Source organism: Streptomyces sp. NPDC051218, assembly GCF_044455475.1.
Classification (GTDB): domain Bacteria; phylum Actinomycetota; class Actinomycetes; order Streptomycetales; family Streptomycetaceae; genus Streptomyces.
The window spans coordinates 451,955-473,804 of the sequence record NZ_JBITEU010000005.1 but is presented as its reverse complement, the minus strand read 5'-3'; the positions used below and the strand labels follow the sequence as shown (position 1 = coordinate 473,804).

Sequence of the window (21,850 nt, the reverse complement as noted above, 5' to 3'; positions counted from 1 at the left end):
GTCCGGACCGTAGGACTGACCAGAAGTCAGCGACTATCGACGGCATTTGATCGCTGACGCCCGAACATGTCGGTCGAGCGACTTGTCCTGTCCGCGCGGTTTCGCTTTCAAGCGTTCTTCGGCTTGTACGGGTTGTTCGGGCCGCTCGGCTCGTCCGGGCCGCTCGGGTCGTTCGGCCCGTGCGGCGGCCGGTCATCGGCGACCATGCTCACGATCCGGCGCCCGCCCAGGCCGGTGGCGAGCAGGCCGAGGCCGTCGAAGAGCAGTGCGAGCGAGAAGAAACAACCGATCACGTACTGGCTGCTGCTCGGCCAGTTGGCGAGCACCAGGATGCCGAGCAGCAGGCCGAAGGCGCCCTGTACGAGCGTCCAGCCGAACTGCGGGCCGCGCACCACCAGGCTGCCGACAAGACGGAAGACACCACCGGTCAGGAAGAGCAGCGCGGCGAACATCGTCAGCGCCTCCGCAGCCACTTCCGGCCTGCGGATGATCACGACTCCCGCCGCGAGGTTCAGGGCCGCCACGACCACGCCGAGCCAGAAGAAGTTCGTGCCGCGCGACTGCACCGCGTGCAGCAGACCGACCGCGCCGCCGATCAGGAGCAGCCAGCCGAAGAGCAGCATGGAGGTGAGGGTGGCGACGCCCGTGTAGACGAGGCCGACGATCCCCGCCACCGCGAGGATCGCGCCCAGCAGGGCGAGCCAGCCCAGACTGCGGCTGAGCTGCTTGGCGCCCTGGGCGTCCGTCGGGGAGGTCTTGGCGCTCGTGGCGGTCTTGGCGCTCTTGGATCGGGCCATCAGCGTCTCCGTCCTGCTTCCCCCGGTGCGCAGAGTTCTCAGGGCCGCCCCTTCTTGATCGTACGTTCGAGTAGTGCGGTTAGCATCCTGCGCATGGAGCCGCAGCTGAGGCAGGCCGTCACGCACGGCGTCGCCACCGTCGTCATCGACCATCCGGCGAAGCGCAACGCCATGACGGCGGACATGTGGCGGCAGGTGCCGCCGCTGCTCGCCGGGCTCGCCGCCGATCCGGCCGTACGGGCGGTCGTGCTGACCGGCGAGGGCGGGACGTTCTGCGCGGGGGCCGACATCTCCTCGCTGCGGGAGGCGCCCGGTGCGGCGCAGGATCTGGCGGTACGGGCGGAGGAGGCGCTCGCGGCCTTTCCGAAGCCGACGCTGGCCGCGGTGCGCGGCTACTGCGTGGGCGGGGGAAGTCAGCTGGCCGCGGCCTGCGATCTGCGCTTCGCGGACGAGGGAGCGCTGTTCGGCATCACTCCGGCGAAGCTGGGGATCGTCTATCCCTCGTCGTCCACCCGGCGGCTGGTGTCGCTCGTGGGGCCCGCGACCGCCAAGTACCTCTTGTTCTCGGGAGAGTTGATCGACGCGGGGCGCGCGCTGCGCACCGGTCTCGTGGACGAGGTGCTGCCCGCGGGGGAACTGGACAAGCGGGTCGCCGAGTTCACCAGGGTCCTTGCCTCGCGCTCGCAGCTGACGCAGGCCGCGGCCAAGGAGTTCGCCGCGGGGCACACGGATCGGGACCCGTACTGGACCGGGCAGGCGCGCGAGGGCGGCGACACCGCCGAGGGCGTCACCGCGTTCCTGGAGCGCCGCGAGCCGCACTTCACCTGGACTCCCGGCGGCGGCTCTTTCGGCGACAGCTCTCCCGCCGACGGCGCTACTGGCTGAAGCGGCTGCCCGCGCGGAACTTCTCGACGAGGTGCGCGGGCGCCTTGTGCGGGGAGCCGGCGTCGTAAGGCGGCTGGGGGTCGTACTCCGTGAGGAGCTGCACGACCTGGGCCGCTTCCTCGCCCGCGATCCGGCCGATCAGTGCGAGCCCCATGTCGATGCCGGAGGAGACCCCGGCCGCCGTCACGTACTTGCCGTCGAACACCACGCGCTCCTCCGTGGACGTGGCGCCGAACCTTTCCAGCTCCGCGAGGGCGAGCCAGTGCGAGGTGGCACGCCGCCCCTTGAGGAGCCCGGCGGCGGCGAGCAGGAGGGACCCGGTGCACACGGACGTGGTCCAGGTGCTGGTGGCGTCGGCGGACCGCAGCCAGCCCAGGAGCGCCTCGTCCGCCATGTGCTCGCTCTGCCCGGGGCCGCCGGGGACGACCACGACGTCGGGGGTGGGTACGTCGGCGAAGGCCTGGTCGGCGACGAGCGCGAGGGAGCCGTTGTCGTTGCGCACCGGGCCGGGGCGCTCGGCCACGAAGAGGGTCTCGGCGCCGGGCATGCGGCTGAGGGTCTCGTAGGGGCCGACCGCGTCCAGGGCGGTGAAGCGTTCGAACAGGGCGATGGCGATCTGCATGGAGTACCTATCCGTTGAGGGCGGTGGCCCGCCGAGGTGCGAGAGGGGCGTGGAAGCGCCGCCGGTACTCGGCGGGCGCCGCGCCGAGGGTCTTGACGAAGGCGCGGCGCATCGCTTCCGGGGTGCCGTAGCCGCAGGCGCGCGAGACCTCCTCGACGCCGTGGGAGGTGTCCTCCAGGAGACGGCGCGCGTGCTCGACGCGCACGCGCTCGACGTACTTGCCCGGCGTCATCCCCGTCTCCGTCTGGAACGCCCGCGCGAAGTGCCGGGGCGAGAGCCGGGCGCGGGCGGCGAGCGACTCGACGCAGAGGTTCTCGTCCGGGTGTTCGGTGATCCACTGCTGGACCTCGCGCAAGGGCTCGCGCTGTGCGGTCTGCGCGGAGAGCTGGGCGCTGAACTGTGCCTGGTTCCCCGGACGCCGCAGGAAGACCACGAGGTAGCGCGCGACCGTCAGTGCCTCGTCGCGGCTCAGATCCTCCTCCACGAGGGCCAGGGCCAGGTCGATGCCGGCCGTCACGCCCGCGGAGGTCGCGACATGACCGTCACGGACGAAGATCGGGTCGGGGTCGACCTCGATGGTGGGATGGTCGCGGGCGAGCTGGGCGCAGTACGCCCAGTGGGTCGCCACCCGGCGGCCGTCCAGGAGCCCGGCCTCGGCGAAGAGGATGGCGCCGGTGCAGACCGAGACGAGGCGCTGCGCGCGCGGTGCGTTCGTGCGCAGCCAGTCGATCAGGCGGGGGTCGGCCTCGCGGCTGCCGTGGCCGCCCGGGACGAGCAGGGTGTGCGGCACGGGGGCGTCCGGGAGGGACGAGTCCGGGACGAGCGTGAGTCCGCTGGAGGTGCGTACGGGAGCGCCGTCCAGGGACGCCGTGCGGATGCGGTACGCCGGGACGTCACCGCCGCGGCAGGCGGCGGCGCCCGCGAAGACCTCCACCGGCCCCGTGACATCGAGGCTCTGGACCCCGTCGAAGAGGACGACCAGGACAGTTCGCTGCTCCATGCCCTGATTGTTGACCCCGGTCGTGATGGCCGCAATGCCGAATGCCCCTCCTTTCCTGCCATGGACGGGTCCGAGTGGGGCGCCCCCGGACTTCACGTCATACCAACCAGTCGGTAACGTGCGGTCATGACTTCTCTTACGCCTCCCACCCCGGCCGCGGCGCCGCACCCGCGCGCGGGTCGTCGGTGTCACACCGTGCTGAACTCGCTGCACTCGACGCACTACTTCTCGCCCGATGTGGGGCGCGAACTGGGCGAGCTCGGGATCACCCACCCCCGGGCCGTCAATTTCGCCGTGCGCACGGCGGCGATGGGTCCGGTCGGCGCCGGAGTGGTCACGGCGGCGTTCTACAACTACAAGCACGAGACCGTCGCCCGGCACGTGCCCGGCATCTGGAGCACCGCGTCCCCCAAGGACGTCCTCGCGGCACGCGCGCGTGCCGTCGATTCGACGCTGCGGCGCCTCCTCGGAGAGGAAGCCCTCGCGTCCCCGGAGATGGCGGAGGCCGCCGAGCTCGCGCTGCGCGCCACCGAGGCGTGCTCCCGTTCCGCACGCCCGCTCTACGCCGCCCACGCGGACCTGCCCGTACCCGAGCAGCCGCACCTCGCGCTCTGGCACGCCGCGACGCTGCTGCGCGAGCACCGGGGCGACGGGCACCTCACCGCCCTCCAGTACGCCGAACTCGACGGCCTGGAGGCGCTGGTGAGCCACACGGCGACCGGCAAGGGCATGACGCCGAAGTGGAACTTCACCACGCGCGGCTGGAACCAGGACGACTGGGACGCCGCCGTGGAGCGGCTCCGCGCCCGCGGCCTGCACGACGGACTCTCCGAGTTGACGGAAGCGGGAGCCGCGCTGCGCCAGGAGGTCGAGGAGGCGACGGACCGCCTCGACCGGGCGCCGTACGAGCACCTGGGCGCGGCCGGCGTGGAGCGTCTGACGGAGCTGGGGACCGTGTTCGCGGGAGCGGCGCTCCAGGCCGGGGCGTTCCCCGCGGATCTGCTCGGCAAGGAGTAGGCGGGCCCGCCGAACAGGCAGCGCCTTGGCGCAGGCATGGACGGCGCCGGGCGAGGTACCCGTTCGTCTCCGGCCCCGCGCGCTTGGCGCGGGAGCGGGCGACGAAAGGGGAAATCCCGTGTTCCGAGCGATCGCAGATGTCCTGCGTCAGATCGGCGCGGCACTCGCCACCGTGGTGACGCTGCCGTTCCGCGCCGTTGCCCGGCTCTTCGGCGGTGCCTCGAGCTCCACCCGGCGAGGCGGGCGCCGGTCGGGACGCCGCCCCGGGCGGGCACGCCGGGTCTGATCCCCCCGCTGTCGGTGCCACCTGCCACAATTGCCCCGCAACCCCAGTGAGAAGGCGGGAAACGTGGCACCTCTGCAGACGTCCACTCCAGCATCGATCGAAAGCAGGATCGCCGAAGAACTCGGCGTGAGGGAGCGGCAGGTGAAGGCCGCCGTCGACCTGCTCGACGGCGGCTCGACGGTGCCCTTCATCGCTCGCTACCGCAAGGAAGCGACCGAGATGCTCGACGACGCGCAGCTGCGCACGCTCGAGGAACGGCTGCGCTATCTGCGGGAGCTCGAGGAGCGGCGTGCGGCGATCCTCGAATCGGTGCGCGAGCAGGGCAAGCTCACCGACGAGCTCGAGGCGCAGATCCGCGCGGCGGAGACGAAGGCGCGCCTCGAGGACATCTACCTGCCGTTCAAGCCGAAGCGTCGTACGAAGGCGCAGATCGCCCGTGAGGCGGGGCTCGAGCCGCTGGCCGACGGGCTGCTCGGCGACCCGTCCGTGGAGCCGCTCGCCGCGGCCACCGCCTTCGTGGACGCCGACAAGGGCGTCGCAGACCCGCAGGCCGCCCTGGACGGGGCGCGCGCGATCCTCGCCGAGCGGTTCTCCGAGGACGCCGACCTGATCGGCGAGCTGCGCGAGCGCATGTGGGTGCGCGGCCGCCTCGCCGCGAAGGTCCGCGCGGGCAAGGAGGAGGCGGGCGCCAAGTTCGCCGACTACTTCGACTTCGCCGAGCCCTTCAAGGAGCTCCCCTCGCACCGCGTCCTCGCGATGCTGCGCGGCGAGAAGGAGGACGTCCTCGACCTCGTCCTCGAACCGGAGGAGGCCACGGAGGGCCCGTCCTCGTACGAGGGGATGGTCGCCCACCGCTTCGGCATCGTGGACCGCGGCCGTCCGGCCGACAAGTGGCTGCAGGACACGGTGCGTTGGTCGTGGCGGACCCGCATCCTGGTGCACCTGGGGATCGACCTGCGCCTGCGCCTTCGTACGGCCGCGGAGGACGAGGCCGTCCGCGTCTTCGCGTCGAACCTGCGCGACCTGCTGCTCGCCGCACCGGCGGGCACGCGCGCGACGCTGGGGCTCGACCCCGGTTTCCGTACGGGTGTGAAGGTCGCCGTGGTCGACGCGACCGGCAAGGTCGTCGCCACCGACGTCATCAACCCGCACGTCCCGGCGAACAAGTGGGACCAGTCCCTGGCCACGCTCGCGAAGCTCGCCAAGGAGCACTCGGTCGACCTGATCGCGATCGGGAACGGCACGGCGTCCCGCGAGACGGACAAGCTGGCCGGTGAACTCATCACGAAGCACCCGGAGTTGAACCTCACGAAGGTGATGGTCTCCGAGGCGGGCGCCTCGGTGTACTCCGCGTCGGCCTTCGCCTCGCAGGAGCTGCCCGACATGGACGTGTCGCTGCGCGGCGCCGTGTCGATCGCCCGGCGGCTTCAGGACCCGCTCGCCGAGCTGGTGAAGATCGACCCGAAGTCCATCGGCGTCGGCCAGTACCAGCACGACCTCTCCGAGGTGAAGCTGTCCCGCTCGCTGGACGCGGTCGTGGAGGACTGTGTGAACGGCGTCGGCGTGGACGTGAACACCGCGTCCGCCCCGCTGCTCTCCCGGGTCTCCGGCATCGGCGCGGGCCTCGCGGAGAACATCGTGTCGCACCGCGATGCGAACGGCCCCTTCTCCTCCCGCAAGGGCCTCAAGGACGTGGCACGGCTCGGCCCCAAGGCGTACGAGCAGTGCGCGGGCTTCCTGCGCATCCGGGGCGGCGACGACCCGCTGGACGCGTCGAGCGTGCACCCCGAGGCGTATCCCGTGGTGCGCAAGATGGCGAAGAAGACGGGCGGCGAGGTCGCCTCGCTGATCGGCGACACAGGGACGCTGCGCTCGCTCCGGGCGGACGATTTCGTGGACGAGTCCTTCGGTCTGCCCACCGTGAGCGACATCCTGAAGGAGCTGGAGAAGCCGGGTCGCGACCCGCGTCCCGCCTTCAAGACGGCGACCTTCAAGGACGGTGTCGAGAAGATCTCCGACCTCGCGTCCGGGATGGTCCTGGAGGGGGTCGTCACGAACGTGGCGGCGTTCGGAGCCTTCGTGGACATCGGCGTCCACCAGGACGGGCTCGTCCATGTCTCCGCGATGTCCAGGACGTTCGTCAAGGACCCGCGTGACGTGGTGAAGCCGGGCGACATCGTCAAGGTGAAGGTGATGGACGTCGACATCCCGCGCAAGCGGATCTCGCTGACGCTGCGCCTGGACGATGAGGCGGCGCCCGCCGGTGACGAGCAGCCCAAGCGCGGCGGGCGCCCGCCGCAGCAGCGGGGACAGCGGCCCCCGCGGCAGCAGGGCGGCGGTCAGGGTCAGCGCAAGGAGCGGCAGGGCCCGCCGCCGGCCAATGACGCGATGGCGGACGCGCTGCGGCGGGCCGGACTCCTGGACCCCAAGAAGCGCTGATCCAGGGAAGGCCGGGGCGTCCTTGGAGTCGGCGGAGGTCAGGGTGACAGCTCGGTCACCTTGCCCTCCGTCACCTCCAGGCGCCGCGTGACACGGACGGCGTCCAGCATCCTGCGGTCGTGCGTCACCAGGAGCAGCGTGCCCTCGTACGCGTCGAGGGCCGCCTCCAGTTGCTCGATCGCCGGCAGGTCGAGGTGGTTGGTCGGCTCGTCGAGGACCAGGAGGTTGACGCCCCTGCCCTGGAGCAGGGCCAGGCCCGCGCGGGTGCGTTCGCCCGGGGAGAGCGTGGCCGCCGGGCGCAGGACGTGTGCCGCCTTCAGGCCGAACTTGGCGAGCAGGGTGCGGACTTCGGCCGGTTCGGTGTCGGGCACGGCCGCGCAGAACGCGTCCAGGAGCGACTCGGGGCCGTGGAACAGCGCACGGGCCTGGTCCACCTCGCCGACGAGCACGCCCGAACCGAGGGCCGCATGCCCCGCGTCCGTCGAGATGCGGCCCAGCAGGGTGCCGAGCAGGGTCGACTTGCCGGAGCCGTTGGCACCGGTGATCGCCACTCGGTCCGCCCAGTCGATCTGCAGCGTCACCGGGCCGAGCGTGAAGTGGCCACGGTGCACCTCGGCGTCGCGGAGGGTGGCGACGACGCTGCCGGAGCGCGGCGCCGACGCGATCTCCATGCGCAGCTCCCACTCCTTGCGGGGCTCCTCGACGACGTCGAGCCGCTCGATCATGCGCTGCGTCTGGCGTGCCTTCGCCGCCTGCTTCTCGCTGGCGTCGCTGCGGAAGTTCCGGCCGAGCTTGTCGTTGTCGCCCGCCTTGCGGCGGGCGTTCTTGACGCCCTTGTCCATCCAGTTCCGCTGCATCTGGGCGCGGCCTTCCAGGGCGGACTTCTTGTCGGCGTACTCCTCGAACTCGTCGCGGGCGTGCCTGCGCGCGACGTCGCGCTCCTCCAGATAGGCGTCGTAACCGCCGCCGTAGAGGTTGATCTGCTGCTGGGCGAGGTCGAGTTCGAGGACCTTGGTGACCGTGCGGGCGAGGAACTCGCGGTCGTGGCTGACGACGACCGTGCCGGCGCGCAGTCCGCGGACGAAGCTCTCCAGGCGTTCGAGGCCCGCGAGGTCGAGGTCGTTGGTCGGCTCGTCCAGGAGGAACACGTCGTAGCGGGACAGGAGCAGCGAGGCGAGGCCCGCGCGGGCGGCCTGGCCGCCGGAGAGGGAGGTCATCGGCTGATCCAGGCTGACGTCGAGGCCGAGGGAGGCGGCGACCTCCTCCGCCCGCTCGTCCAGGTCGGCGCCGCCGAGCGCCAGCCAGCGCTCCAGGCTGAGGGCGTACGCGTCGTCGGCGCCCGGGGTTCCGTCGACCAGGCCCTGCGTGGCCTCGTCCATGGTCCGCTGGGCCTCGGCCACGCCGGTGCGGCGGGCCAGGAAGGCGCGGATGGACTCGCCGGGGCGGCGGTCGGGCTCCTGCGGGAGGTGCCCCACAGCCGCGGTGGGCGGCGAGAGGCGCAGCTCACCGCTCTCCGGGGTGTCGAGCCCCGCGAGGAGACGGAGCAGGGTCGACTTGCCGGCGCCGTTGGCACCGACGAGCCCGATGACGTCACCGGGGGCGACGACCAGCTCCAGGGCGGAGAAGAGAGAGCGGTCGCCGTGGCCGGCGGCGAGATTCTTGGCGACGAGGGTTGCGGTCATCAGGGGGTCGAGTTTAGGCGAGGCGGGGACCCGCCCATCCAGCGGCACGACCGGCCCGCCCCGGGGCTCGCGCGCTACCTCCCTATCGGCGCCGTCAGGACGCTGTCCGTCGTGCGGGCCACCACGAACGATTCGCCCTTGGTCGCCTTCGCGTCCAGGGACACGCGGTGCTCGCCCGGCTCCAGGACTCCGTCGAAGACCTGGTGGATCTGGGTGCGGGAGAGTCTGTCCAGGCGGTACGCGATGAGCTGGACCCGGCAGGTCGAGGTGATCTCCACGTCCGCCGTGCCGTTCGAGGCGCCGAGCCGGGTCAGGCGGCGTTGCGCCAACGGGCTGCGGTCCAGAGCGTGTTCTATCTGGGCGACCAGGAGCGGGATGATCGGGGCGAGGCCGTCGACGTACGCGACGTGGAGCCCCGCACCCTCGAACGCCGCGCGCACCTCGTCGCGTGTCCCCTCCGCAACGGAGCGCCCGAAGACCACCGCCCCGTACGTCCGCAGCTCGTCCGGCGGCACGCCCGCCGCGTCCGCGGCGATCTCGGCGCCGACACCGATCGTGCGCAGCGCCGCCGCGAGCTTGGCGAGGACGGCGACGCGGGCGCCGATCAGGAGCACCCTGCGGCGCGCCGCGGGTTCGCCGTCGGCCAGCAACTGCCGTAGCGCCTCGCGGTATTCGGCGCCCTGGAAGTGGAAGGGCCCTATGCCGTGGTAGCCGTTGAGTGTCAGGTCGGCCCGCTCGGCCGTCTGCCAGGCGAAGTCCCGCCACACATAGGTGTCGGTACCGTCCGGCGCCCGCTCGATGACCGCCGTGACGGCCCCGCACTCCAGGCCCTCGCACTCGGGGCAGCCGTAGATGACGTGCCGTTGGTCGAGCAGGGGCGCCTCGGCCTCCAGGAGGAGTCCACGCACATGGTGGGTGAAGATCGCGGGTGGTACGTCGGAGGCGAGCGGGGACACCGCGTCGAGGTCGGAGAGCTGGAACAGCAGCGGGCGCCCGTTCACGATGAAGTCGACGAAGTCCCGGTGGACTTGGACATCACCGTTGGCGAGGACCCCACCGGCGCGGATGGCCGGTGCCAGACCGAAGGTCGCGTACTCGGCAGACATGGTGTGAGTATCCCCATCTGGGGGACGATATGAGCACGGCATGGCACATTCCACTATGTGGGCGATTCAACCCCTCTTCGTGTACCAGGAGTTGACTCCCCGGCCGGCCCGGACCGGCGTACGCATGGTCGATGGAGTACAAGGCGCGTCCCGGCTGGACGGACGGCCGCGGAACGAGCGCAGGAGGCGGCGCGCCTCGCGAACGAAGCGGCCGCCTCCTGAAGTGGTGCGAACTCAGACCGACTTGGTCGGAGCCTCCTCCTCGTCCCCGTTCTCGCTCGGGCCGATGCGGATCTCGAAGTCACCGTCGTACTGCTCGTGACCCGCGATCACGGCCTTCTCGACGGCCTCCGTGCCGTGCTCGCCCCGGACGATCAGCGGGTCGTGGCGCAGGTCGCGCATCAGGGCCACGCACATCCCGATCATCACCAGGGTGAAGGGCGCCGCGACCAGGATCGTGAGATTTCGTAGGCCGGTCAGAGCGTCGTCGGAACCGTCACCGATGAGCAGCATGATCGCGGCGACGGCTCCCGTCACCATGCCCCAGAAGATGACGACGAGCTTGCCCGGTTCGAGCGCGCCCTTCTGCGAGAGCGTGCCCATCACGATCGACGCCGCGTCGGCACCCGACACGAAGAAGATGCCCACGAGGATCATCACGAGCAGGCTCGTGGCCGTGGCGATCGGGTACTCGGCCAGCAGGCCGAACAGCTGGGCCTCGGGCGTGGTCTCGTCCTTCAGGCCGCCCCGCTCGCTGACCGTCATGGCGGAGCCGCCGAAGACGGCGAACCAGATCAGGCTGACGGTGCTGGGCACCAGGATGACGCCGCCGACGAACTGGCGGATCGTACGTCCCCGGCTGATCCTGGCGATGAACATGCCCACGAAGGGCGTCCACGAGATCCACCAGGCCCAGTAGAAGACGGTCCAGCCGCTGAGCCACTCCGCGACGCCCTTGCCGCTGGAGGCCTCGGTGCGGCCCATCAGCTGCGGGAGGTCGTTGAAGTAGGCGCCGAGGGACGTCGGCAGCATGTCCAGCATGATGACCGTGGGGCCCGCGATGAAGACGAACAGCACGAGAAGCCCGGCGAGCACCATGTTGATGTTGGACAGCCACTGGACGCCCTTCTCCACACCGGAGACGGCGGACGCCACGAAGGCCAGGCTCAGCACGGCGATGATGACGACGAGCAGACCCGTGCCGGCGTTCTCCATCCAGTCGAGCACCTCGACACCACTGCCGATCTGCAGCGCGCCGAGACCGAGGGAGGCCGCCGAGCCGAACAGCGTGGCGAAGATGGCCAGGATGTCGATGACGCGGCCCCAGCCGCCGTTGGCGCGCTTCTCGCCCATGAGCGGCGTGAACACGGCACTGATCGTCTGGCGCCGGTTGCGCCGGAAGGTGCTGTACGCGATCGCAAGACCCACCACCGCGTAGATCGCCCACGGGTGGAGCGTCCAGTGGAAGAGGGTGGTGGCCATGGCGGTTTCCATCGCCGCCGCCGAGTCCGCGGGGTCGGTGCCCGGCGGTGGCGTCGTGAAGTGCGCGAGCGGCTCGCTCACGCCGTAGAACATCAGGCCGATGCCCATGCCGGCGCTGAACATCATCGCCACCCAGGACACCGTGCGGAACTCCGGAGCCTCACCCTCCTTGCCCAGGGTGATCTTCCCGTACCGGCTGATGGCAAGCCAGAGCGCGAAGACCACGAAGCCGCTGGCGGTCAGCATGAAGAACCAGCCGCCGTTGTGCATCAGGCCGTTGAGCATGTCCGTGGAGATGTCCTGGAGGGAATCCGTCGCCACGGCGCCCCAGACCACGAAGGCCAGGGTCAGCACGGCCGTCACTCCGAACACGATCCGGTCCGTCTGCGGAGTCCGGCCGCCGGGGGCCGGGGTCATGATCGCTCCCCCTCCCCCTCCCCCGTCGTCCGATTTCTGCTGGTCTTGCGTCACAAGTGCACCTTTCACGGATGTCGACGACGTGCAATATCTGTACTCCGCTACCCCCTACCACATGTGACGCACCTCTCACCTACTCAACAGTCAGTGTCGGGTCGACCTGTGACGAGGTGATACGAAGCGCGCTCGTCGAGGAGCAACGGTACGAGAGAACGCGCCGACTGCCGCATCGGCACATAGGCTCCCCCTCCGTCCCGCCTTACCTTGACCCCGTGCAGGGCGAGTTCGTCCTTTATGTCGCCGTACTGGGCCGCGTCGAGCCGGTAACCGCAGGGCGGGTCCTGGATCACTTCGGAGGGCTCGGCCGGGTCGTTGTCCGCGCCGCCGAGATAGATGGGGCCGCGGTCACGGAACCCTTCGATGCGGGCCGCGCCGGTGGCCGCCTCCAACTGGCCGCGCCTCTCGTCGGTGTAGGCGAACAGGCCGCCGAGCGCGGAGAGTTGGGACTTCACGCGGCGTCGGTTGTTCAGCGCCTCGTCCTTCTTCTCGGCGTCCGTCAGGGGGTCGACACGGCTCTCGATGAGCAGGCCCGCCGCGTGCTTGATGCCGGAGACGTTGCGCAGGATGCGCTCCTGACCGTCGCCCGCCGTCTGCTTGACGGGCTCACCGGTCACGGGATCCGTCCAGATTCCATAGGTCCCCGTCGTGTACCCCGACTTGTTGGCCGCCGGCCTGACGTACGCCTCGGACAGGGTCTGCGCCTCCTTGTGCACCGCCTCGTCGGTGTTGAGGTTGCGCGGCCACAGGTCGAAGAGGTCCTTGTCGTAGTACTTCGGGGTTGCGCCGTACTCGTGCAGGTCGTAGATGGAGTCGGGCTTCCTGTCGCGTATGACGGCGGCCATGGCGCGGGCTTCCGCGGTCTGCAGGGAGATGTGGTCGCGGTTGATGTCGACGCCGTCGGAGTTGCCTCGGGTATTCGCGGCGCGGCCGTCCGGGTTGGCGGTGGGAACGACGAGGAGCGTGGTGCGCGAGAGGAACGTGCGGGTCTTCTTGTCCTTCGCGTACGCGAGATCGCGGATGGTCGACAGACACGCGTCGCGGCCCGACGGCTCGTCGCCGTGCTGGCTGCAGATCAGCAACACCGTGTTCTTCGTGGGGCGTTCACCGATGCGGACCAGCTGCACGGGCCGGTCCTGCTTGGTGGTGCCGATGCGGGACACCGAGACCCGGTCGCTCGCCCTGTCGACGGCGGCGAGGAACTTCTGCTCCTGCGGCTGACTGGTCCAGCGTGCGCCGTTGCTCTCCTCGAACCCGGTGCGGGGCGGGGACGGTTTCGCCTGCGCGGGCGCGGTCAGGAGCGGTGCGGCGAGCGCGACGGTGGCGCAGGCGAGCGCCACGGTGCGGACGCGGGGCGTGAGGCCGGTGCGGGCTCTCATGAAGTGCTGCCTCCAGGTACGGGGCGGAACGGACGCGGCGGGGCCACGCCGTCGAGACGGGACTCGTGGGGGGTGACGGTCTTGGCGGTACGGAACGCGTCGGCGCCGCCGACGAGCGGCACCTTCGCCGAGGTACGGGCGAGGTCGATGGCGAGCGTCGGGGTGTCGGCGGGGGGATCGATGAGGTCCTTGTCGGTGCCCGCGACGATCAGCGCGAGGCGGTGGCCCTTCGGTACGACGTGGTCGCTCGCGGCGAGGTCGAGGGTGATGGTGTGCATCTTGCCCGGCGTGAGGGGGCGGCCCTTGTGATCGTCGGCCCAGTTGCCGAGGTCGGCCCAGCCGCGGCTGAAGATCGTGTGGTCGACGTCGGCGGTCTTCGCCTTCGTCTCCTTGAAGCAGGAGCTGTCACCGCTGGTGCTCGGGCCCCAGCAGGTGCGTTCCGGGAGCGTGGTGATGCCCTCGCCCGCGCTCGCGTAGTCGCGGATGGTGGCGGGGCCGAGGTCGACCAGGACCGCGGAGAGGTGGGCGGTGCGGGTCGTCGGGGTGGCGGTGACGGTCACCTCGGAGGAACCGGACAGGCGCAGGTCGCGGCTCAGCGGCTTGCTGAGGAACCCGGCTTTCGAGGGGGTGGAGGTGCCGATCTGCGCGGCCCAGTCGGTCTCGCTCAGTTTCGGGTCGTCGGTGAAGGTCTCGCTGCCGGTGCCGCGGCGGGTGCCGAGGGTGCCGACGCCGGGTGAAGTGCCCTTGCCGGGGCTGAGCTTGACCGTGCCCGTGCCGCGCGGGGGCCAGACGCGGTCGGTGGTCCACCGGTCGGGCGCGCGCTCGATGTCGGCCATGGGCTCGCGGTCGATGCCGTTGTCGTAGCCGAGGAGTTCGTGGTCGAACCAGCGGTGCAGGGTGCGTACCCACTCACCACGACGGAAGTCGAAGGGATCGACGTGACCGGTCTGACTGAGCCACACCTTGCGGTCGACGCCCGCGTCGCCGAGCGCGTCCCACCATTGGCCGAAGTGCTTCATCCGGACGTTCAGGTCCTGCATGCCGTGCACGGCGAAGACGCTGGCCCGCACCTTGTCCGCGTCCGGGACGTGGTCGCGCTCGCTCCACAGCCGGGTCCAGTCGCCGGTGCGGGGCGCCTCGTCGATCAGCCGCTGCTGTACGGCGCCGCAGCGGGCTCTCGCCTCGGGGCTCTCCACGTAGTCCGAGAGCCACTCGGGGCCGCTGTCGTAGAGCGGGGCGCCCTTGGCGAAGTAGTAGTCGTACCAGGAGGAGATCGCGCCGATCGGCACGATGGTCCTGAGACCTCGCACTCCGGTGGCGGCCACGCCCTGCGCGACGGTGCCGTCGTAGCTCTTGCCGATCATCCCGGTGGCGCCGTTCGTCCAGGTCGCCTTGGTGTTCTTGCCGCCGGTACGGGTGGTGTAGCCGCGGGCCCTGCCGTTCAGCCAGTCGACGACGGCCTTGGCGGACTGGACGTCGGAGCGGCCGCCGACGTCCACGCAGCCGTCGGAGCGGTTCGTTCCCGCGAGGTCCACGGCGACGAATCCGTAGCCGCGGGGGACGAAGTAGTTGTCGTAGTGGAGCGGGAACTGGACGGGGTCGCCGTTCGCGTCGTACGTCTTCTTCTGGCTCTCGTTGCCGCGCCCGCAGCAGGAGTAGTACGGGCTCGCGTCCATGATCACGGGTATCTTCCGGCCCTGCGCGGCCGGTTCGCGGGGCCGGACGATGTCGACGGCGACACGGTCGGACTTCCCGTCACCGTCCCCGTCGACCCTCGTGTCGACCCAGACGGATTCACGGATCGCGCTCTCGTACGAGTAGACGGGCTTGCTCTCGCGTGGGGCGCTCGGCGCCCCCTGTGCGGGACCCGGGGCCACGAGCGTGGCCAACAGGGCGGCGAGGGCCGCCGTCAGCAGTGCTCTCCAGAACAAGCGCGTGCGACGCGCACGTATCGGCATGGCGCGGAAGGTACACCGGTCAACTCCCGCGCGACAGAGGGCGGTACGCACCGATGACAGCCTCATGGGGCGTTTTGGCACATGTCGGCCGAATGGCGATCGTGTGACAGCAGCGACCATGGACATGACGCGTGGCCGCGGGGCTCAATAAGGTCGGACGCATCTTCGGACGCGTCTACGGATGCATCTACTGAAGTGGCCCTACGACTTGTACGACTTGGAGCTCTTGTGCACCGCAGACTCATCGCGCCGGGCGCGCTCGCGGCCTCTCTCCTGCTGGCGATCCCGGCATCGGCCGCTGACTTCACGCCCGGGGCCCCGGGTATCGGCGATCCCTACTACCCGGCGAGCGGCAACGGCGGCTACGACGTCTCGCACTACGACCTGCGGCTGAAGTACCAGCCGAAGACCGACCTGCTCGAAGGCACGGCGACCATCAACGCCACCACGACGCAGGACCTCTCCCGCTTCAACCTCGACCTCGGTCTCAAGGTCAGCGAGGTGCGCGTCAACGGCAAGAAGGCCGCCTTCAAGAAGTCCGGCGAGCAGGAGCTGGAGATCACTCCGGCGGCCGGCCTGCCCAAGGGCACGCCGATCACCGTCGTCGTCCGTTACGCGGGCAAGCCGTCCCAGGTGAAGATCAACGGCTTCACGGCGTGGGCGCGTACGCCGGACGGTGGCGTGGCGGCGCAGGAGCCGGAGTCGGCCGCCTGGTGGTACCCCTCGAACGACCACCCGCTCGACAAGGCGACGTACGACGTCTCGGTCTCCGTGCCGGACGGCTCGCAGGCCATCTCCAACGGCGTGCTGCAGTCGCAGAGTTCGAAGCTCGGCTGGACGCGCTTCAACTGGCGCTCGAACAAGCCGCAGGCCAGCTATCTGACGACGCTCGCCGTCGGCAAGTTCGACATCACGACGGACAAGACCTCGGACGGCCTGCCCGTCCTGAACGCCTACAGCAAGGACCTCGGCGACAATGCGGGGGCCGCGCGGGCGAGCATCGAGCGGTCGGTGGAGGTCGCGGAGTGGCTGGAGGGGGTCTTCGGCAAGTACCCCTTCAACGCGCTCGGCGGATACGTCCCGAACGTGACGAGCGGCTTCGCCCTGGAGACGCAGACGCGGCCGTTCTACAGCCCGAAGCAGTTCGCGGGCGGGTCGAACGTGTCCGTCGTGGTCCATGAGCTGGCCCACCAGTGGTACGGCGACAGCGTGTCCGTCGACGGCTGGAAGGACATCTGGATCAACGAGGGCTTCGCGCGGTACAGCCAGTGGCTGTGGTCGGAGAAGGAGGGTGAGGGCACGGCTCAGGAGCTCGCGGACTACGTGTACGCCCAGCACCCCGCCGATGACCCGTTCTGGAAGGTCAAGCCGGGTGATCCGGGTCCGGAGAACCAGTTCGACATCGCTGTGTACGACCGTGGGGCGCTGGCCCTGCAGGCGCTGCGCAACGAGATCGGCGAGAAGTCCTTCTCGGCGATTTTGAAGGGGTGGCCGAAGGAGCACGCGTACGGGAACGCGAAGGTGGGTGACTTCGTGAAGTACGCGGAGAAGGTCTCCGGCAAGCCGTTGGCCTCGCTCTTCGACGCGTGGCTGTTCCAGCCGTCGCGCCCGGATGCTCCCGCTGCGCGGGGCGCGGGGATCGCTCGGTCCTCGGCGGCTCCGGCTGCCGCGCCGAAGTCGTGGAAGTCGATTGCTGCGACGAATGGTGTGCACGGGCACGGGCACGGTCGCGGTAGCGGTAGCGGTAGCGGTCACTGATCCTGAACCGCCGCTTCGCGGCGGATGTCTCCCACCCACCCACCCGATCACCCGGCGGCGAGCTGCTGGGAAGGGCGGGTGGGTGGGGTGGGTTCCGCGCGTCGGACGGGGTGGTTGCGGGAGTCGGCGGGACTGATGAGGCGGGTGGGCGCGGGAGTCGGCGTGGCTGATGAGGCGGGTGGGCGCGGCACGCCTGGTGAAGCGGGTGGGTGCGGGAGTCGGCGTGACTGATGAGGCGGGCGGGTGCGGGAATCGGCGGGACTGGATGAGGCGGGTGGGCGGGGGAATCAGCCCGTCCGGCGTTTGAGGACGAACTCGGCGGAGCCGGTGATGCGGGGGGGGACCAGCCCCGGTTGAGGTGCGGCTCGGCGGAGCCGGTGAGGCGGGGGACATCAGCCCCGGTGGAGCGGCAAAGCGGGGGCCGGGGGAACGTGGTGGGAGCGGGCTCTGCGGGCCTGGGGGAGGTACCGCAGGCGTTCCGGTAGCCGTGGGACCACCATTCGCACCACTCGGCCGAAGCGACACAGCCGCCGTTCCTGGACGGCGGTCCACGGCAGGCCTATGGCCGACCGCGCGTCCGGCGGCATCAGGCCGATCGTGAGGAAGCGGCGGAAGCGGGCCAGGAGCGGCAGGAGCAGCGGCCAGAGCGCGCGCAGCGCCACCCGCACCGGGTAGGGGCCGCGATCCGGCGGCGGGAGCGGACGGTCCGTGGCGACGAGGTCGCGGACCACCTCGGTCTCCTCCAGCTCATCGGCGAGGACCTTCGCGTAGTACGGCCAGAACTCCTCGACCGTTTGCGGCATGTCCCGGTCATGGATGCCGAGGATGCGGCCGACCTGGAGCCACTCCGCGTACAGCTGCCGCTCCTGCGCCTCGGTGAAGGGGCGGCCCAGGTACTTCTGGGCGTGCCGGTAGACGGGGAAGCCCGTGGCGTGGACCCACGCGTAGTAGGCGGGCGTGAGCGCGTGGTAGTCGCGGCCGTGCGCGTCCGTGCCCCGTATCCGCTTGTGCAATGCGCGCAGCCTGCGCCCCTCATCGGCCGCGCTCTCGCCTCCGTAGACCCAGGTCTGCAGCGACCGCAGCGACCGCTCGCCGCGCCCCCAGGGGTCGGTGCGGAAGACGGAGTACAGGTCGACGCCGGCGCCCACCGCGGGGTGTGCGACCTGCATCGTCAGCGCGGCGGGCAGGGCGAGCAGGGCGCGGACGTCGCCCGCGATGTCCCACAGGATCCCGCCGGGCGGGGGCGGCTCGGGAGCCTGGCGGCGGTTTGACATCACATGCTCACAGGTCGGCGGGCCCGCCGGTCGGTGCCCGGTATGTGTGTTTTCCAGTATGCGACTGTCGAGGTCACGGCGACCTGCGGGGTGGCGGCACCAACGCCACTACGAACGCCATCACGCCCCCGAACGAGCCGTGCGACCCGGCGCAGGGCCGCCTCCTGGCGCGACGCCCAGGTCAACATCTGCGGGCCGCTCCTGGAGCTGTAGCCGGGCCGCGAGCGGCGGCGGCCTATCGCGCCGTGGCGTATGCCTCCAGGACCAGGCCCGTTACCGCTGCCGCCTCGCGCAAGCTCGGGAAGTGGTCGCTGTCCCGCAGCCTTACGAGTCGGCAGGCCGGGATGCGGGCCGCCATCTGTTCGTTGCAGCGGACCACCTCGGGGTCGTCGCGCTCCCCCAGGGCGAGTACGCACGGCACGTCGAGTTCGCCGAGCCGGTCGAAGGCCGGCGGGTCGGGTACGTGGTGGGGGTGGACGGCGAACCAGGCCGGGATCACCGCCCGGATGAGCTTGTCCGCCTCGGGGTCGCTCCCTGACCCCGCCGCGGCCGACGTCCGTTTCACCAGGGCCACGATGCCTTCCATGTCCCCCGCCTCCGCCAGGCGGCCCACCTCGGCGGTGAACTCCGCCATGGCGAAGTCCGGATTACCGGTGATCCCCGGGACCAGCAGAGCGAGCCCCGCGACCCTGCCGGGGTCGCTCAGGGCGAGACCGATGGCCGTGCCGCCGCCCATGCTCGATCCCGCGAGGAACGCCCGCTCGACGCCGAAGTGGTCGAGGACCGCGCTCAGGTCCTCGACCAGCGAGAACGACGCGGTGGGGTCGGGAGACCTGCCGTACCCCCGCGCGTCGTAGCGGATGACCCTGCGCCCATCCGCCAGGCGCGGCAGGATCCCGTCCCAGACGCGGGAGTCCGCGACGCCCGGGTGCAGCAGGACCAGCGGCAGCCCCTCGCCGCCGGAGTCCTCTGCCCAGACTTCGCCGTCCTTGACCGGCACCATGAGTTCCATGGTGCGAGCGTGCCGTGGAGGCGGCCCGAGCACCAGACGGAACTCGGCCTGCCTCCGCGCCCGCCGCCTCTCTAGCGGGCCGAAGTCGTCGCCGTCGGGAGTGGCTCTCCCACGATCCTGCTCGCGAGGGACGACGCCAGCTCGGGGATCTGAGTCCGCAGCTCCCCTTCCGTCGACGCACGTTCCGTCGCGATCGCGGCCTGGCCCGCGGTGAGCACCTGGTCCCGTTCGCGCAGGCCGTCCTCGCGGGCGGCGGCGATCAGGGCTGCGCCGTCCTCCCGGGCCCGCTGCCGCACCTATGCGGCCTCGCGACGGGCCTGAGCCAGCATCGCCTCACGCTCGGACCGTATCCGCTCGGCCTCGCGGCGCAGCTCCGCCGCCGGGCCGCCGGTCGCCCCCTCCAGGATCGCGGCGCGCTCTTGGAGTACGCGGTTGACGCGGAGGATCATGCGCCGGACGAAGAAGTAGAGGGAGCCGAACAGCACGGCTCCAACGGCGATGCTCTCGACGTCCGGGTTGATCGGCCCTAGCGGCATGGGAATGAGCTGCATGCCGCCGATCTACCCGCTCATGCGTGCACAACAACGCACACCTGTACGGCAGTTGAGTGATGCTCGCCACTCGCCCGCTGCCCGGACGTGGGCTCAGTCCCCGAAGTCGTACACCGTCACTCCGATGCCCCGCTCCACCAGACGCCGGGTTATCAGCGGCTCGACGCGCGACCACTTGCCGCCCGCGAGCCCGCAGCCGATGCGGGGCATGTGCACGGAGGCGTCCAGTTCGGCCGCCTTGTCGGCGAGTGCGTCCAGGGCGGTGTCGATCGCCTCGTACCGCACGGGGACGCCCTTGGAGCCGGTGCGCATGCCGTGCTGGCCGATCATGTTGGCCACCCAGATGTAGGGGCTGACCTCGACGAACTGGACGGCGCCCAGGCCGAAGTCGTTCTTGGCGCGCTCGCGGTGCCACCGGCGGTACGCCGCCTCCGGCTCGGGCCAGCGGCGCGAGAGCGCGACGACGAAGCCCTTGCCCCAGCCCCCGAGGTCGTTGCAGACGTGGGCGATCAGCTTGACGCCCTTGCCCAACGGCGCGGTGGCGTCACCTCGGACATATGTGATCTCCGACATGACGCCACCGTAGGCGCCGCCACTGACAGTCGCCGTTGACCTGCTGCTCCGTGCGGCTACTTGGTGAGGCTCGCCGCCTCGCGGTCCACCCGGCGGCGGATCCCGTACCAGCCGGCGACCAGCGCCGCCGCGATGATCGGGATGAGGTAGAGCGTCTTGCGGCCGATCTCCGGGTCCTTCCACATCAGGACGAGCACGGAGAGCAGGAAGACGATCGTGACGATCTCCGTGACCGGGCTCCAGGGGAGCCGGAAGCCGGGCCTGGTGATCAAGCCCTCCTTGGCGCGGCGCACGAACGCCAGGTGGCAGATCATGATGATCACCCACGTGCTGATGATGCCGAGGGACGCCACGTTCAGGACGATCTCGAAGGCCTGGCTCGGCATGAGGAAGTTCAGGCCGACGCCGAGCACACACACCGCGGAGGTGAGCAGGATGCCGCCGTAGGGAACCTGGCTCTTGTTCATCCGCGCCGTGAACTTCGGCGCCGAACCCGCCATCGCCATCGAGCGCAGGATGCGGCCCGTGGAGTACAGGCCCGAGTTCAGCGACGACAACGCCGCCGTGAGGACGACCAGGTTCATCACGTCACCGGCCGCGGGGACGCCGATCTTGGAGAGGACCGTCACGAACGGGCTCTGGTCGGCCGAGTACACCGACCCCGGGAGCAGCAGCGCGAGCAGGACGACCGAGCCGACGTAGAAGAGGCCCACGCGCCACATGATCGAGTTCACCGCGCGCGGGACGACCTTGTGCGGCTCGGCGGTCTCGCCCGCCGCGACACCGACCAGCTCGAGCGACGCGTACGCGAAGACGACGCCCTGCATGACGATCACGACCGGCATGATGCCGTTCGGCAGGAACCCGCCGTTGTCGGTGATCACGCTCAGACCCGGCGTCTGGCCGCCCACGTCCTGCTGGGTGACCAGCAGGAAGATGCCGATCAGCATGAAGGCGACCAGGGCCGCGACCTTGACGATCGCGAACCAGAACTCCATCTCGCCGAAGTACTTCACCGAGATCATGTTGATCACGAGGACGACGGCGAGGGCGATCAGCGCGAGCACCCACTGGGGGATGTCGGTGAAGAAGCTCCAGTAGTGCGTGTAGAGCGCGATGGCGGTGATGTCGGCGATGCCGGTGGTCGACCAGTTGACGAAGTACATCCAGCCTGCGACGTAGGCGCCCTTCTCGCCGAGGAACTCACGCGCGTAACTGACGAACGAACCCGACGAGGGCCGGTAGATGACCATCTCGCCGAGGGCGCGCACGACGAAGAAGGCGAAGATGCCGCACACGAGGTACGCGACGGCGAGCGCGGGGCCCGCGGAGTGCAGGCGGCCGCCCGCACCGAGAAAGAGTCCAGTTCCGATCGCGCCACCGATCGCGATCATGTTGACGTGACGGGCCTTGAGGTCCTTGCTGTAACCGGCGTCGCCCGCGTCCGCGGGGGCCTGGGACGCATCTGTGCGGGATGCGTCCGCAGCGGCCGTGTCTACGGCTTCCTTGCTCACGTGGGGGGTCTACTCTCTGGTGCCCGGAAAACTCCGGTGTC

General features: G+C 70.5%; 19 protein-coding genes. 5 read left to right on the top strand and 14 right to left on the bottom strand.

The genetic code is table 11. From position 1 onward, the window contains the following. Nucleotides 1-107: 107 nt before the first annotated feature. Entirely contained in the window at nt 108-797 is a 690-nt protein-coding gene (locus ACIBCK_RS18400) for an HdeD family acid-resistance protein (RefSeq protein WP_399391389.1), read from the bottom strand. 93 nt (nt 798-890) lie between these two features. On the opposite strand from ACIBCK_RS18400, the gene ACIBCK_RS18395 reads away from it, so the two are divergent. Further along, nucleotides 891-1,682 (top strand): enoyl-CoA hydratase/isomerase family protein, encoded by a 792-nt coding sequence (locus tag ACIBCK_RS18395; protein WP_399391387.1) that lies wholly within the window; start codon nt 891-893, stop codon nt 1,680-1,682. On the opposite strand, the gene ACIBCK_RS18390 is transcribed toward ACIBCK_RS18395, so the two are convergent. Both ACIBCK_RS18390 and ACIBCK_RS18385 read right to left on the bottom strand, forming a co-directional pair. Then, nucleotides 1,672-2,304, bottom strand: a complete 633-nt coding sequence (locus ACIBCK_RS18390; protein WP_399391385.1) for a DJ-1/PfpI family protein — start codon at nt 2,302-2,304, stop codon at nt 1,672-1,674. The genes ACIBCK_RS18395 and ACIBCK_RS18390 overlap by 11 nt on opposite strands. Nucleotides 2,305-2,311: 7 nt before the next feature. Beyond that, on the bottom strand, nt 2,312-3,304 hold the full coding sequence (locus ACIBCK_RS18385; RefSeq protein WP_399391383.1) for a GlxA family transcriptional regulator: 993 nt from the start codon (nt 3,302-3,304) through the stop codon (nt 2,312-2,314). A gap of 126 nt (nt 3,305-3,430) precedes the next feature. On the opposite strand from ACIBCK_RS18385, the gene ACIBCK_RS18380 reads away from it, so the two are divergent. The 3 genes from ACIBCK_RS18380 to ACIBCK_RS18370 all read left to right on the top strand — a co-directional run bounded on the left by ACIBCK_RS18380 (nt 3,431) and on the right by ACIBCK_RS18370 (nt 7,046). Next, a complete protein-coding gene (locus tag ACIBCK_RS18380) occupies nt 3,431-4,321 on the top strand; it encodes a hypothetical protein (protein ID WP_399391381.1) in 891 nt (296 codons plus the stop codon). A 118-nt stretch (nt 4,322-4,439) separates the two neighbouring features. Further along, the gene (locus ACIBCK_RS18375; RefSeq protein WP_367046715.1) at nt 4,440-4,607 is read left to right on the top strand and encodes an LPFR motif small protein; all 168 of its coding nucleotides are present in this window, start codon (nt 4,440-4,442) and stop codon (nt 4,605-4,607) included. Nucleotides 4,608-4,670: 63 nt separating this feature from the next. Further along, entirely contained in the window at nt 4,671-7,046 is a 2,376-nt protein-coding gene (locus ACIBCK_RS18370) for a Tex family protein (protein ID WP_399391379.1), read from the top strand. A gap of 38 nt (nt 7,047-7,084) precedes the next feature. On the opposite strand, the gene ACIBCK_RS18365 is transcribed toward ACIBCK_RS18370, so the two are convergent. The 5 genes from ACIBCK_RS18365 to ACIBCK_RS18345 all read right to left on the bottom strand — a co-directional run bounded on the left by ACIBCK_RS18365 (nt 7,085) and on the right by ACIBCK_RS18345 (nt 15,127). Then, complete coding sequence (locus ACIBCK_RS18365; RefSeq protein ID WP_399391377.1) at nt 7,085-8,728, bottom strand: ABC-F family ATP-binding cassette domain-containing protein; 1,644 nt, start codon at nt 8,726-8,728, stop codon at nt 7,085-7,087. Nucleotides 8,729-8,802: 74 nt separating this feature from the next. Then, entirely contained in the window at nt 8,803-9,834 is a 1,032-nt protein-coding gene (locus tag ACIBCK_RS18360; protein ID WP_399391376.1) for an oxidoreductase, read from the bottom strand. 234 nt (nt 9,835-10,068) lie between these two features. Further along, nucleotides 10,069-11,733, bottom strand: a complete 1,665-nt coding sequence (locus ACIBCK_RS18355) for a BCCT family transporter (RefSeq protein WP_399391374.1) — start codon at nt 11,731-11,733, stop codon at nt 10,069-10,071. Between the two features lie 137 nt (nt 11,734-11,870). Further along, nucleotides 11,871-13,169 (bottom strand): M14 family metallocarboxypeptidase, encoded by a 1,299-nt coding sequence (locus tag ACIBCK_RS18350; RefSeq protein WP_399391372.1) that lies wholly within the window; start codon nt 13,167-13,169, stop codon nt 11,871-11,873. Next, a complete protein-coding gene (locus ACIBCK_RS18345; protein WP_399391370.1) occupies nt 13,166-15,127 on the bottom strand; it encodes a Xaa-Pro dipeptidyl-peptidase in 1,962 nt (653 codons plus the stop codon). Before ACIBCK_RS18345 ends, ACIBCK_RS18350 begins: the two co-directional genes overlap by 4 nt. Before the next feature lie 228 nt (nt 15,128-15,355). Here ACIBCK_RS18345 and ACIBCK_RS18340 point away from each other — a divergent pair, with 228 nt between their 5' ends. Next, nucleotides 15,356-16,885, top strand: coding sequence for a M1 family metallopeptidase (locus ACIBCK_RS18340; protein ID WP_399391367.1), 1,530 nt, complete (start codon nt 15,356-15,358; stop codon nt 16,883-16,885). Nucleotides 16,886-17,277: 392 nt separating this feature from the next. Here ACIBCK_RS18340 and ACIBCK_RS18335 read toward each other — a convergent pair whose 3' ends face one another. From ACIBCK_RS18335 to ACIBCK_RS18310, 6 genes are all read right to left on the bottom strand, one after another. Then, nucleotides 17,278-18,159: an oxygenase MpaB family protein gene (locus ACIBCK_RS18335; protein WP_399391365.1), complete on the bottom strand. Its 882-nt coding sequence runs from the start codon at nt 18,157-18,159 to the stop codon at nt 17,278-17,280. Between the two features lie 235 nt (nt 18,160-18,394). Beyond that, complete coding sequence (locus ACIBCK_RS18330) at nt 18,395-19,171, bottom strand: alpha/beta fold hydrolase (protein ID WP_399391363.1); 777 nt, start codon at nt 19,169-19,171, stop codon at nt 18,395-18,397. Nucleotides 19,172-19,242: 71 nt separating this feature from the next. After that, complete coding sequence (locus ACIBCK_RS18325; protein ID WP_399391361.1) at nt 19,243-19,467, bottom strand: hypothetical protein; 225 nt, start codon at nt 19,465-19,467, stop codon at nt 19,243-19,245. Then, complete coding sequence (locus tag ACIBCK_RS18320) at nt 19,468-19,722, bottom strand: hypothetical protein (RefSeq protein WP_399391360.1); 255 nt, start codon at nt 19,720-19,722, stop codon at nt 19,468-19,470. It abuts the gene before it with no gap. A gap of 93 nt (nt 19,723-19,815) precedes the next feature. Further along, a complete protein-coding gene (locus ACIBCK_RS18315) occupies nt 19,816-20,295 on the bottom strand; it encodes a macro domain-containing protein (protein WP_399391358.1) in 480 nt (159 codons plus the stop codon). Nucleotides 20,296-20,351: 56 nt separating this feature from the next. Then, nucleotides 20,352-21,809, bottom strand: coding sequence for an amino acid permease (locus ACIBCK_RS18310; RefSeq protein WP_399391356.1), 1,458 nt, complete (start codon nt 21,807-21,809; stop codon nt 20,352-20,354). Between the last annotated feature and the right edge of the window lie 41 nt (nt 21,810-21,850).